Annotated in this window: 13 protein-coding genes; 5 read left to right on the top strand and 8 right to left on the bottom strand. The window is 43.3% G+C overall.

All coding sequences use genetic code 11. From position 1 onward, the window contains the following. Window positions 1–972 precede the first annotated feature (972 nt). Window positions 973–2727, top strand: coding sequence for a DUF4153 domain-containing protein (locus B2089_RS02940; RefSeq protein ID WP_296321423.1), 1755 nt, complete (start codon window positions 973–975; stop codon window positions 2725–2727). Here the strand turns inward: B2089_RS02940 and argA are convergent. Beyond that, window positions 2718–4103 (bottom strand): amino-acid N-acetyltransferase, encoded by a 1386-nt coding sequence (gene argA, locus B2089_RS02935; RefSeq protein WP_296685807.1) that lies wholly within the window; start codon window positions 4101–4103, stop codon window positions 2718–2720. The two genes, B2089_RS02940 and argA, sit on opposite strands and share 10 nt — an antisense overlap. Before the next feature lie 69 nt (window positions 4104–4172). After that, window positions 4173–5117, bottom strand: a complete 945-nt coding sequence (gene argC, locus B2089_RS02930; RefSeq protein WP_296321417.1) for an N-acetyl-gamma-glutamyl-phosphate reductase — start codon at window positions 5115–5117, stop codon at window positions 4173–4175. A gap of 423 nt (window positions 5118–5540) precedes the next feature. Here argC and B2089_RS02925 point away from each other — a divergent pair, with 423 nt between their 5' ends. Both B2089_RS02925 and B2089_RS02920 read left to right on the top strand, forming a co-directional pair. Continuing rightward, the gene (locus B2089_RS02925; protein ID WP_296321415.1) at window positions 5541–5783 is read left to right on the top strand and encodes a hypothetical protein; all 243 of its coding nucleotides are present in this window, start codon (window positions 5541–5543) and stop codon (window positions 5781–5783) included. Continuing rightward, window positions 5770–5898 (top strand): hypothetical protein, encoded by a 129-nt coding sequence (locus B2089_RS02920; protein WP_296321412.1) that lies wholly within the window; start codon window positions 5770–5772, stop codon window positions 5896–5898. The genes B2089_RS02925 and B2089_RS02920 overlap by 14 nt, the downstream gene beginning before the upstream one ends. Here the strand turns inward: B2089_RS02920 and B2089_RS02915 are convergent. From B2089_RS02915 to B2089_RS02890, 6 genes are read right to left on the bottom strand one after another with little or no spacing between them, the layout of a single operon-like run. Then, the gene (locus B2089_RS02915) at window positions 5893–6591 is read right to left on the bottom strand and encodes an epoxyqueuosine reductase QueH (RefSeq protein ID WP_296321409.1); all 699 of its coding nucleotides are present in this window, start codon (window positions 6589–6591) and stop codon (window positions 5893–5895) included. The two genes, B2089_RS02920 and B2089_RS02915, sit on opposite strands and share 6 nt — an antisense overlap. Window positions 6592–6599: 8 nt before the next feature. Further along, window positions 6600–7445: a YitT family protein gene (locus B2089_RS02910; protein ID WP_296321406.1), complete on the bottom strand. Its 846-nt coding sequence runs from the start codon at window positions 7443–7445 to the stop codon at window positions 6600–6602. A gap of 32 nt (window positions 7446–7477) precedes the next feature. Beyond that, window positions 7478–8377 carry a DUF4846 domain-containing protein gene (locus B2089_RS02905; protein WP_296321391.1) on the bottom strand — a complete coding sequence of 300 codons (900 nt, stop codon included), beginning with the start codon at window positions 8375–8377 and terminating at the stop codon, window positions 7478–7480. Window positions 8378–8382: 5 nt separating this feature from the next. Continuing rightward, on the bottom strand, window positions 8383–8859 hold the full coding sequence (locus tag B2089_RS02900) for a pyridoxamine 5'-phosphate oxidase family protein (RefSeq protein WP_296321382.1): 477 nt from the start codon (window positions 8857–8859) through the stop codon (window positions 8383–8385). 23 nt (window positions 8860–8882) lie between these two features. Beyond that, window positions 8883–10982 (bottom strand): heavy metal translocating P-type ATPase, encoded by a 2100-nt coding sequence (locus tag B2089_RS02895; protein WP_296321379.1) that lies wholly within the window; start codon window positions 10980–10982, stop codon window positions 8883–8885. Window positions 10983–11018: 36 nt separating this feature from the next. Next, complete coding sequence (locus B2089_RS02890) at window positions 11019–11318, bottom strand: ArsR/SmtB family transcription factor (protein ID WP_296321376.1); 300 nt, start codon at window positions 11316–11318, stop codon at window positions 11019–11021. A 150-nt stretch (window positions 11319–11468) separates the two neighbouring features. Here B2089_RS02890 and B2089_RS02885 point away from each other — a divergent pair, with 150 nt between their 5' ends. Then, window positions 11469–12467, top strand: a complete 999-nt coding sequence (locus B2089_RS02885; RefSeq protein WP_296321373.1) for an HD-GYP domain-containing protein — start codon at window positions 11469–11471, stop codon at window positions 12465–12467. A 3-nt stretch (window positions 12468–12470) separates the two neighbouring features. Beyond that, window positions 12471–13103, top strand: coding sequence for a Crp/Fnr family transcriptional regulator (locus tag B2089_RS02880; protein ID WP_296321370.1), 633 nt, complete (start codon window positions 12471–12473; stop codon window positions 13101–13103). Window positions 13104–13111 lie beyond the last annotated feature (8 nt).

Genomic DNA, 13111 nt, shown 5'->3' with positions numbered 1-13111 from the left:
CTTGTCGCCCTTGCTTAGACACGGCAATCTCTTGTATTGCAATTAAATGGATTTTCGGGTCAAGCCCGAAAATGACACTTTTTGAACTTATTGGTCATCCCCCTTTCCACAAATTGTTTAAAACCTGTTGATAACTTTGAATTTTCCACAAGTTCTTAACAAAATGTGGAAAAATGAATGAATAAATGGTCGATTGTCCGCCAGGTATTTTTAGAAAGAGTTTTTGGTAAAAACGAATTTCAAAGTATTTTTGATTTTGAATTTAGATGCAATTTGCTTATTATTTGACGAATTCTCTTTTGTTTCATGTGAAACGAAAACTGCGGGCAACGAAAATAGCTATAAATGAGAAACTTTCTTTATCACATAGATTCATTGCTTTATTTTTTTTCTTCATTTTTCATGTGTGATGATATTTGTGAAAGTAGTGCTTAAAAAGTAATTTTTTCAAAAAAACATTGAATAGGTTTATTTTCGAAACAGAGAGTTCTTTTATAAAGGAATAAACTTGGTTCGAAAATCCTTTTGAAATCAAAAGTTTCATGTAGAACAAATCTGTTTGAAACAAAGTCTACAGCAACTTCATTTAATGGTTATTGGCTGAAAATGTGTGTTTCACATGAAACAGAAATTCTGCTGTTCTAGCGCCCTAGCGATAGTGAGTTTAAATCTGTCGCTATTTTTTCTTTTATTTTCCAGCTTTTAAAGAACGAACGGTGATTCATTTGGATAATCATATAAGCAAATAAGGCGACTTTAATAAGAAATATTAACTAAAGTTTGGTTGAATTTTAAGGTGATAATGAGCGGTTTTATTTTCCTAACGAACGAATATTTGAATTTTTATGAGCTTTTATATTTCTTATGGCTGAAATTTTTCCTCAATAAAGATGGCTTTCTTGTAATCGAGCCTTGTTTTTTTTCCTTAATAGAATTCATTTTCATTCTGATAATCCGTGCTATACTGTATGCATGGAAAAATTCTCTTTTCGCGTGAAATCCGCGCTTTCGGAAATATTGCTTTATCTTTCGGAAAAGAAAGTCGTCTTCGCTTTCTCCTTGCTCGCTTTCTTTTTTTACGTCTTTCAGATTTATCAGGTCTACGAGGTGCTGCCGGAGTTCTTCTGCCACTTTTTCGACATGACGACGCTCTTGCATGTCTGCTACTCGTTCGCGCTCGGCTGCGTCTTTTCCATTCCGGCGACGCTGCTTTCCGAACGTTTTTCATCATCCGCCTTCAAAAAATACGCTTTCCAGATTGCGGCGGGAATCGCTGGCTCTGTCCTCGGCTATTTCGCCCGCGACGGATTTTGGCGGGAGTCTGGCGTGTACGATTCGCTTTATTATTTTGGAATCGCTTTCGCCGTCATTGCCTTTTCGATTTTCCTCTTCATTCCAAAGACGGATTCAAAAGCTTATTTCGCCCTCGTCTTCAAGCATTTCTTTTTCTGTTCGCTCTTGTCGCTCGTCGTGCTGGCTGGAATGTGCCTTTTGATTTACGCGGTGCAGAACCTGATTCTGGACAGCGACGAATACTTCATCTACGAATGCTGCGTGGCCTTCTGCTTTCTGGTGGTCGCAGTCAACTCCTTCGCCTACCATCTTTTCTACAAGCGGAACGAGGCTTCTTCGGGCAAGGCTTTCAGAATCATCATGCTCTACATTCTGCTTCCGGTATTCGCCGTCCTGCTTTTGATTCTCTACGCCTACCTCGTCAAGGCTCTCGTTTTGCTAAAACTTCCGAACGGGCAAATCAACTGGTTCGTCTCCTTCGCTTCCTGCTTCTACATCGTCTTCTATTTTATCCTTCGGGAGTACGAAAACCTTCCCGTCGTGCGCGTCTTCTACCGCTTTGGGGCGTTCGCCTTCATTCCCCTAATCTGTGTGCAGATTCCGGCATTCTTCATCCGGGTGGACGCCTACGGTTTCACGGGCTACAGGTATTCTAGCCTGCTCTTCATAATTTTTTCGGTTCTGACAATCGCGCTCACATTCGTAAAAAAAGGCCGCTTCTGCAAATATTCGCTCCCGCTTCTTGCGGCTTTGATTCTCTTCGATTCGGTCTCTCCCTTCAATCTCATCGACATGGCGCATAAAAGCCAGTACGGGCGGATGCTCGGCGTGCTTGAGAAATATTCGATGTTCGACATGGAAAATGGCGCGCTCACGGAATACGACCGGGAAGAGCTTGAGAATACGATTAGCGATGATGACAGGGAGCGTCTTTTGGGAAGCTACAGCTATGTCGTCTGGATAAGCGAGATTCCGGCTCCTGAGTGGATGAGGAAGATTGACGAAAAGGAATCGAAGAATGCCGATGTTCTTCCGTTTGAGGAGCTTTTTGGAATCAAGGAGCGGAAGGAGGACGAAAAACTCGTTTGTTTTGAAAGCGGTGTTGGAAATCTTAAAACGACATACGACATCGCTCCGTTCAGGCGGATGAAAGAGCTGCATGAATATAAATCGACATACGAATATGCCGAGACATACGAATATGCCGACAAGTATCCTTCGGTCAAAATCGATACGCTGAACGGAACTTACGATGTGACGGAATTTTTCCTCTCGCTCGCTTCAAAAAAGGATTCCGGCGATGCGACATGCCCCATCTGGTACAGTCCTGACGATAAGACGACATTCCTTTTCGAGAACATAGACTACGAATACAACGAGGAGAGGAAGCTTTTCAAAAGATTCCAGTATTCGGGATTTGCCTTCTACAAGTGAAGTTTCAGTCGGAACAATTTTGAGCCGCGCTGAGGATTCCAAAGCTTTCGTCGTTTTTCAGGGAGAGTCTCGATTTTGTCTGGGACAAAGCCCTGCTTTTCAAACCAGTCGGCGGTCTGTGTGGTGAGGATGAAAACGCTTTCGATGGAAATGGTTTTTGCCTTTTCAATCAGATATTCAATCATCTTAGGGCCGATACCGATGTGGGCGCAGGTTTCGTCAACTGCAAGGGCTGCAATTTCGGCCTGAGTACGGTCGTAGATGTGAAGGGCTGCGCAGGCACGGACGGCACCATCCAGTTCGTAGACGATGAAATCATTATATTCAGCTTCCATTTGAGACTCGCTTCTTGGGAGAAGAATTTCCTTTTTGACGAAGGGGCGCATAAGTGAAAGAACTGCGGAAATATCTTCCCGGCGCATGGCACGGAATTTTCCGTAGTTTGATTTGTAAATCATCGTGCCGGAACCGAGGTCACTGAAAATCTCGCAGGGCAAAGTTCCCTCGATTGAGCCGTTTAAGATGTGTACGCGGGTAACGCCTGATTCCACGGATTTTTTTGCAAGATTCAGCATGGAAATGATTTTTGCTTTTTCTGATTCAGATTCGGTGCGGGATAGCTCTGAATTAACTTTGTTACTACCGCTCGTTAGTTTTTTATTCGCTTTCAAAAATTCGTCCAATTCCTCAATGTTCATGGCAGGAACACAACCTTCTGGAGAAAGGCCTAAATCTTTTGGAATTGTAAAAGTTTTTTCAGAAAGCTCGGCATTTGGCAAAAGGAAGAAAAGTTTGTCTGCCTGTAAGTGGGTCGCGATTTGGGAAGAGAGCTGGGCAGAAGAAATGTTGTAGGGCTTTCCGTTAAGGCTCCAGCCTATGCAGGGGAAAATCGGAATGAAGCCGCTGTTTAGAACTGTTTTTATGGTCTCATCGTCAAGCTTGTCGATTTCGCCCGCAGTTCCGTAATCAACGCCAGAAAGAACACCTTTCCCCCGTGCTCTAACCCAGTTTCCAATGACCGCCGTAAGATTTTCGCCAGCGAGACTTGTCATGACTACATTTGCAGCATCAAAGGCCGCGTTCTTTATTAAAGGCATGGCCTCGTTTGAGGTGACTCGAATTCCGTTTTGATATGTCCAAGAAATTTTATTTTGAGAAAGAACCTCATCGATTTTTTTCCGTGCGCCAGGAACGATAATTACCCGAAGCCCGGCTTGATGAATCAGCGCAATATCACGGATATGGCTCACGAACAAAGGAGAATCAATAATATCATCGTCAATATAAATTACGACAGTGGCGTTTTTGAATCGTTTGATATAGCGAATGACATCGCGAATTCGTTCGGCTTTTTGTAAAATCGGGGATTCTTGCATATATACATTTTCGGCAAAAAAAAGAGAAATTTCTAGTAGTGATTGAAAGAGAATACTTTGCTGAAAATTCTACAGACCTGTTCCCTCGTCAATTCCCATCATGATGTTCATGCACTGAACCGCGGCTCCGCTGGCACCTTTTCCAAGATTGTCGAAGCGGCTTGTGATGACGATTCGCTCGTCGTTTCCGCAGGTGATAATCTGCATGTTGTTGGTACCGGCCAGGGTATTTGCAGGGATAAAGCTTTCGGTGAGGGTTCCTTCGCCCATAAAGTCACAGGCTTTTACGAATTTGCAGCCTTCGTAGTGTTCCTTAAAGACTTCGGCGATTTCTTTTGCTGTAAGCTTTTTCTCCAGAAGGCGGGCGTGAAGAGAGACTGTGACAGTCATTCCCTGGAAATAATCGCAGACATAAGGATTGAAAATAGGCTTGTAGTTGAGGCCAGAGACTTTCATCATTTCAGGAAGATGCTTGTGCTCCTGAGTGAGGGCATAAAGTCGTGGTGAATCAAGCTCCGGGTTACGGTTTGGAGCTTCGTACTGGGCGATGGCCTTTTTACCGGCACCAGAATAGCCGGAAACAGCATGACAGACCACAGGATAATCAGGCGACATGATTCCGCGAGAGACCAAAGGATAACAAATTGAGGCAAATCCCGAAGCATAGCATCCAGGACCTGCGACGCGGTTAGACTTTTCGATTCGTGCTCTGTGTTCTTTTGAAAGCTCTGGGAAGCCGTAAGCCCAGTCAGGGTTGGTGCGGTGAGCCGTAGAAGCGTCGATGATGCGGACTTTGGGATTCGTGCAGAGCGAGACCGCCTCGATTGAAGCCGCGTCTGGCAAGCAGAGGAAAGTGAAGTCCGAAGCGTTAATCATCTTTGCCCGTTCGGCAGGATCCTTTCGCTTTTCGTCGTCAATCAATAAAATCTCGATGTCTTTTCGGTTCTCAAATCGCTCGTAGATTTTAAGTCCTGTCGTTCCTTCTTTTCCGTCAATGAAAATTTTGTATGCCATTTTTTGCTCCAGAGGTTTATTTGGGCGCATCCTCCGCTTTAATTCGCTTTCGCTCATCAAAGCGGAGGCCGGGCTTTTCGGGGTTCCGTGCTAACCGCACTCCATTCGCCGCCAAGCGACGAACGCTACGCGCCCCTACAATCCTTTGCGCAAGTTGTACTATTATACAGAGATTTTAATGGCTTGTGCTAGGGAATTTTTACCACGAAGAAGGTCTTGTATTAACAAAACTGCAACGATCACCGTTATATCGATTGTACCCGTCTACATATTTTTTTCGGCAATGCAAAAGTCGTAAACAGAAAGAAATAAAAAAAAATGCCAACAAATGTCAGCAGTTTTCTCCGTGTTGATTTATAACAATGTTTCTTAATGCTTTTTTCGCAAAGTTGTGTTATATTTTTAAATGCGAGGAGGTAATATATGACGGTGACGATGCAAAATGTTGATGTTCCTTTTTTTGAAGTATTAAAAAGTCTCGTAAATTTACATAAAGGCGTTGTGTTGCAGAAAGTTGAGGAAGAAAAAAAATCGCTTTCTCCGTCAGAAGAGCACATAAAGCAAATAAATGATGTTTATGCAAAAGTTCCAATTGAAGAGCAAACTTTTGCCTGCAATGCTTCAAAAGCCACCGTGTGGGAGATGATAAAAGATGACACGTGGTGAAATTTGGCTAGTTGATTTCGGTGTGCCGATTGGTAGCGAGGCTGGTTATAAAAAATATATGAAGAAAATCTGTAAAGGCGTGATAGAGGTTCTTGAACTAGAAGAGGCTTTATAAATCCTTCTTTCCATTTCTCTGTGAATACACACATCCACAGTAATCCTGTCGCCAGAGGCCGTATTCTTCGCTGAGCTGGGTGCTGCGTAAAAATCCGCCTTTTTTCTTGAAATCTGAGGGGAGGAATTTTGTGTGAATGGTAATTGCTGAACTATCGTTAGTTTTCTGCTCTTCTAGTTCTCTTCCAATCACATTAATCTTTTCGCTGTCTTTGTGGGGGCTTATGCTCAGCGTCGTGGTGAACCAATCGAAATTGTTTTTGCAGGCATATTCCCAGGCCCGCTTCATTCGGAAAAGATAACAGCGTCTGCAGCGTTCGCCTTTTTCCGGCTCGCTTTGCAATTCAACTTCTTGGCGGACATTTGTGGCTTTAAAATATTCTTCGGGATTGTAGATGTCTTCCACAAGTTTAACGGAGTTTTGCGTGGCCTGGGGAAAGCGTTCAAGAAATTTTTTCAGTTCTTCAAGGCGGCGGAAATATTCTTCTTTTGGATGGATGTTGGGATTGTAATAGTAAATCGTGATGTCAAAAATCTGTGCCAAGTATTCAATTACATAGGATGAGCAAGGCCCACAGCAGGCGTGAAGGAGCAGAGTTGGCTTTATAAAACTAACGGTCGTTTTCTTTTCTTCTTCAATCTGTGCGATGATTTTTTCTAGTTCTTTCTGATAGTTTATTTTCTGCGGTGTCATATTTCTGCCTAATCCTGCTTTTTCATGATGAAGTTTCCCTTGAGCATTTTCGTCTGCAGAATGTTCACGAAAGCCATGGAATCGGTCTTTTTGATTTGACGGATAAGTTTTTCCTCTGCATCGCTTGAAATCACTGTATAGAGCATGTTCCGTTCGGCTCCAGTATAGCAGCCTTCACCCTTAAAAAGCGTCGCGTCGTGACCTGTTGTTTCACGGATTGTCTTAACAAGCTCATCTGGCTTTTCGGTGATAATCAGCAGCGTGGATTTTTGATAGCGCTTATAGAGGGTGTTTAAAATCTGTGTGCTGGCGAACTGGAATATAATAGAATAAAGCGCGTGACTCCAGCCAAAAAGAAAACCGAAGATTCCCAGAACGACAACATTCATAATAAAGATGTGGTTCCAGATGCTGCGTCCGGTTTTTTCTGATACATAAATCGAAATGAAGTCTGTGCCTCCGCTGGTAGCTCCCGCAAGAAGACAAAGGCTTATGGCCGCACCGTTGACGATTCCGCCGAAAACTGTGCAGAGAAGAATGTCGTTCGTGACGCTTAAACCAGGAAGAATGTCCGTGAGAAAACCCGATGCGATGATTGCCCAGATTGAAAGGAGCGTGAATCGTTTTCCTACATATTTAAAACAGATTGCCGCCGGTATGATATTCAGGCCCCAGTAGAAAACTACAAAGGGGATTTTTACTCCCGCATACTTCAGAAAAATTTCCTGCAGAAGGAGCGTGATTCCCGTGAAGCCTCCTGGAAGAAGCTCTGCCGTATGAACGAATGTGTTGAGGTTTACGGCCATGAGAACCGCCCCTGCTGTCACCGTTAAAAATCTAAAGAAAAGTTTCAAAATGCTTCTCCTTTATAAAAATTCTTCGGCTGTTAATTATCCAGATATTTTGCATGTTTCCAGCTTTCATTCGGGAACACATATTCTGGAGTTTCGACAGGAAATGCAAAATCTTCCTCGTGGTACCAAGGGTCGTTTATGCGTTTGGGATTTTTGATTATGTGAAATTCCTGAGCTGGGGAAAATCCTTGGGCAAAAAGGACTGCTTTTTCGCTTGTTTCGGGATTTACGCAGATGTCCGCCACGAGACATAAATGGCCGGGCTTTCCCAAATCCCAAAGGATATCACCGATTTGAAGGGCAGCGAATGTCGTTGTGGCTGTTTCATAAGTCTGCATTGAAAGGATGCTTATATTTGCCAGAACTTTCTTCAAGTAATTTTGGAAAGATTGAAGACGCTCCGTTTTGCCGGCTTTTTTTTCGTATTTAGTCCATTTTTTAAGATTTCCAGCCAGGCTGCTTCGGAAATTTCTTCCATATTCTGCGTTTTTTTGCCAGTCCGTCCATTTTAGATTTTCGCCGTTTGTAAGATGAAATGTGATTTTTTCGTCCATACCCATTTTGTACATATATTCCGCATAAAGGGCGATGATTGAACCTGAGTCTGTTTGTGATTCATTTTGAATAGGGAGGGCAAAGATTGCACAGTGAGCGTCTTGATTTTGTTTTTTTTCGCCATTGAATAAGAAAAGGGGATTGACAGCGGGTTTCAATGGATAGCTTCTGATGTAGTCGGCAAAACTGCCTTTTTCTACTTCAATTCGTTTAAATTTAAATGGTGTATCAATTCGTTCGGTGAGAGTGTTGCCTTCGTTTTTGACAAGTTGGAGTGGATGGAGTGGATGGAGTGGATGAAATAAATCTGAAAAAATAGGCAAAAGTGCGATTGCAAATAATAGAAAAAATGTCACGCTGAAAGGAAGTTTTTTCATAGTCTTTATTTCTCATTAACGAGTTTACCCGTCATGTGTTCTATGTCAAGTTCAAGACAAAGCACGCGGGTTTTTGCGTTTTCCCATTCGTGTTCCACGGCTTCTGCTGTCGGGTGGTACTTTAACCCAAGCTTACAGACTTTTTCTTTTGTTTTTGATTCGTCAGTGACTTTTTTGATTCGTCCGAAAACGACAACACTTGTAATATTCAACGCCCAATCATCGTCTTTTTTGAAACCTTTGTCCATTACGCAGAAAGTAACTTTGTCGCATTTTTCAATTGCGTCGATTTTATGACCTTCTTTTGCGCCGTGAAAATAGATTTTTCCATCCTTCTCATCATAAAAGAAATCAAGTGGAATTGTGTAAGGATAGCCATCGTCCCCAAGAACTGCGAGTACGCCACGAGGCTCACTTTTAAGAATTTCAATGCATTTTTCCTGAGAGACCTGTTGTTTAAAGCGTCGCATTTGTCTGAACATAATTTTATCCTATCCAATAAGTTTTATTTCTTCAAGACTCGTGCCGCGTTTCCTACAGCGAGGATACAGACTCCTACATCGCCGAAGACAGCCAGCCACATATTTCCCAAACCGATTGCGTTCAAGGCCATGATTGCGACCTTGATTCCGATTGAGGTGTAAATGTTCTGCCAGACAATGCTCATCGTGCGGCGGGAGATTTTGATTGCGTCGATAAGGCGGCTGGGCTTGTCGTCCATGAGAACCACATCTGCGGCTTCGATTGCGGCATCGCTTCCCAGTGCCCCCATGGCGATTCCTGCGTCAGCGCGGGCAAGAACGGGACTGTCGTTGATTCCGTCGCCCACGAAGATAAGTGGAGCATGATTTTTTGACGCTAAACTATCGTTCATTAGTTCCTCAACTTTATGAACTTTGTCTTCGGGAAGAAGCTCTGCGTAAACCTTGTCGATTCCCAGATTTTCTGCCACAAGGCGGGCATTTTCTTCTCTGTCGCCGGTTAGCATAACGGTTTTCTTGATTCCCAATTTTTTAAGACTAACAATCGTTTGCCTTGAATCTTCTTTTTCCTGATCGGAGATTACGATGTTTCCGCAATAAAGGCCGTCCACTGCCACATGAATAATAGTTCCGGCTAACGAGCCTTTGTTATTCTGATTCTGACTGTGAGCGTCAAATCCGCTGACTTTCTCGTTTTCCATGAATTTTTCGTTTCCGGCGCAGACTTTCTTTCCATCTACTACCGCTCGTATGCCAAATCCGCTGATTTCTTCAGGATTGATGATTTTGAGGGCATCACAAAGCACGCAATGGTGGGCTTTTTTGAGGGATTTTGAAATCGGGTGATTTGAGTAGCTTTCGGCGTGGGTGGCGATTGCAAGGAGTTCGTCGCTGGTCATGCCGTTTGCAGGATTTACCTCAGCCACATCGAAAATGCCTTTGGTCAGGGTTCCTGTTTTGTCGAAAACGGCGATTTTTGCCTTTGAGAGGATTTCCACAAAGTTCGAGCCTTTGATAAGGACGCCGTATTTTGAAGCTGAGCCGATTCCGCAGAAAAAGGCGAGCGGAACGGAAATCACCAGGGCGCAGGGGCAGGAAACGACAAGGAAGGTAAGGGCGCGGTAAATCCACACAGACCAGCCGTATTTTGCAAAAAGCTCCGGCATGAAAAATTGCAGGAAAAGAGGCGGAAGAAGGGCGACGGCCAAGGCCGCAAAACAAACAATCGGTGTGTAGACACGGGCAAATCGGGCTATGAATTTTTCGCTCTTTGCCTTAACCTCACTTGCCTTTTCGGTAAGGTTGAGGATTCTTGAAACCGCGCTTTCTCCGTAAGATTTTGTTACCCGGATTTTTAAAAGACCGGTCTGATTCACAAAGCCGGCAAGCACTTCGCTCTGAGCCTGGGCTGAAACTTCCCTGGGAAGGCTTTCACCTGTAAGGGCAGAGGTGTCCGCGAATGATTTTCCTTCTATAATAATTCCGTCAAGAGAAAGGCGCTCACCGGGCTTCACTTCGATTATCTCGCCAATCTGGACTTCCTCCGGAGAGACGACGATAGCTTTTCCCTCGCGAATGACCGTCGCTCTGTCTGGGCGAATGTCCATGAGGGCGGAAATTGAATCCCGTGAGCGGTCAACGGCATAATCCTGCACGAATTCACCGAGATTATAAAAAAGCATGACGGCAACGGCCTCGGCGAATTCTCCTACGAAAATCGCACCCACGGAAGCCACAGTCATCAAGAATTGCTCGCCGAAGACATTTCCCTTGTGGATGTTGCGGATTGCCCCTTTGATGACATCCCGGCCACAAATCAGATAAGCGGCAAGATAAAGGATTCCGTAAATAAGGCGGGGAAAATCACTTATGTAAAAGAAGTTTCCGACCGAACGGAAGTTAGTTGATAAATTTTCCATAAGTGGAGATGATGCAGAAAAAATCGGAAGATGCTCCACCAGAAGGGCTGCCGCAAAAATCACGAAAGCAAGAAAGATTTTTTTGAGGGGGGATTCCTCTTCTTCGTGACTGTGCTCATGTTTCTGTTCATCGTGGTCGCAGCAGCCGCACTCGCAGTGAATGTGCTCTCCTAGGTGATTATGATGTTCGTGTCTATGTTCCATAAATTACTCCTATTAGTTATGCACCGCAGGATGCAGTTATTCTTCTATGTGTTCCAGGCCCATGTTCAAGATTTTTGAAACATGCTCATCGCTGAGGGCGTAAATCAATGATTTTCCCTCACGGCGATAGCGCACAAGTCCGTTTGTTTTGAGAACTCGCAGCTGGTGACTGATTGCGCTTTGGGTCATACCAAGGGCGTCCGCAATATCGCTTACGGCAAGTTCCCGGCCGAGAAGGGCGAACAAAATCTTAATTCTGGTTGAGTCTCCGAAAATCTTAAAAAGCTCGGCAAGGTCGAAAAGAAGATCTTCGTCGGGCATTGAAATTTCAGGCATAGAATTCTCCTTGTAACAACATTTGAATAATTGTTCAAATGTTGTTTTATAATATGCCACACATAGTCTCTTGTCAAGAAAATTTGTGAAAAAAAGAAGGATTAAGATAATCTAAAGAGTATTTTTCTTAATATGTGTTATAATTTTCTTATGAAGAAAAAGTTTTCTATTACGGTAGACAAAATCCCATCAATAATTTGCTTTGTCCTTTTAATCTGTCTTTATATCGCTACCGACTTATGCTCTCAAAGAACATCTGTTTCAAAAGACATGTTTATGATTTTCGGTCATCCAATGCCAATTGCTTCACTGGCAGGAGTTTTTTCTTCAATATCAACGATTATTATTATTTCCCTTGTTGTTTTTTACAGAAAAATTGGTTTTTACACTTCAATCGTAATCCTCATTCTCAGAATATTAAAATTAACAAGCGGAATCCTTCATTTTCATGCATCAAGTTTTCCGGCTCTTTTTATAACTCTCGTTGCCCTTGTTTCTGTTATTCTCATATATCGGAGAAATGAAAAGATTCAGCGTGTTCAAGAGAAACACAGAAAAGAACTCGTTGAATTCACGGATTCAATTATCGATGCTTTTTCAGTTTGTATCGATGGCAAAGATTCTTACACAAACGGTCACTCATTGCGGGTCGCAAAGTACACAAAAATGCTCGCCCTTAAACTTGGCGTAGACAAAGCCTCGGCTCAAAAATTTTACAATATTGCGCTTCTTCATGATATCGGAAAAATCGGTATTCCAGACAAAATTCTGAATAAGCCTGGAAAATTAACGGAAGATGAGTATGAAATGATGAAAAGCCATACCGAACGAGGGTACGAAATCTTAAAGAAAGTAAAGACCCAAAAAGATATAGCTGACGGCGCACAATATCATCATGAGCGATTCGACGGAAAAGGATATCCGGCTAGGCTTTATGGTGAGAAAATCCCTTATGTGGCGCGAATTATTTCCGTTGCAGATGCCTTTGATGCCATGAGTTCCACAAGACCATACCGAAAAAAGCTTCCGATGGATTTTATCGTGGAAGAAATAAAAAAATGTTCTGGCACGCAGTTTGATCCAGTTGTCGCGAATGCCTTCCTTGAGCTTTATAAAGAAGGTGCCTTTGACGATATAAGAACCGAATAATCTATGGAAAATCTCTCTTCAATTTTTGAATTTTGGAAAGATTTGACACCTTCTCAGGCGGCCTTCCTTGAAAATTCTGCCCGAAGTGAAACTTTTACGCCCGGCATGTTGATTCATCGCTCTTCCGGAGATTGTAAGGGCGTGATGGCTGTTATTTCGGGAGGCCTGCGCGTTTATTGCGTTTCCGAAGAAGGACGGGAAGTTACTCTTTACCGGGTAGAGTCGGGGGATGTCTGCATTCTTTCGGCTTCTTGCCTTATGGATTCTTTGGTTTTTGATGTGGTGATTGAATCGCTCGGCCAAACAAAAGTCTGCCTGCTTCCGTCGCCTGCCCTTCATAAAATCGAAGAAGAAAATCCTCTTGTAAGTCTCTACATTTATAAAAACGCCACCGAAAAATTTTCCGAAGTCTTGTGGACGATTCAGCAGCTTCTGTTTATGAAAATTGACCAGCGGATTTTGAACGCTCTCCACGATGAATCTCTGCGGCAAAAAAGCAGGACGCTTTCCATTACCCACGAGGAATTGGCAAAGGAAATCGGCAGCGTGCGGGAAGTCGTCACCAAAACGCTAAAGTATCTGGCAGAAGAAGGCAAAGTTTCTTTGGGGCGCGGAAAGATTGAGATTCTGAAATAAGAGGCTTA

This window comes from Treponema sp. UBA3813 (assembly GCA_002368605.1).
Classification (GTDB): Bacteria; Spirochaetota; Spirochaetia; order Treponematales; family Treponemataceae; genus Treponema_D.
The sequence above is the reverse complement of the archived record's forward strand: the minus strand, read 5'-3'. Positions and strand labels throughout refer to the sequence as shown.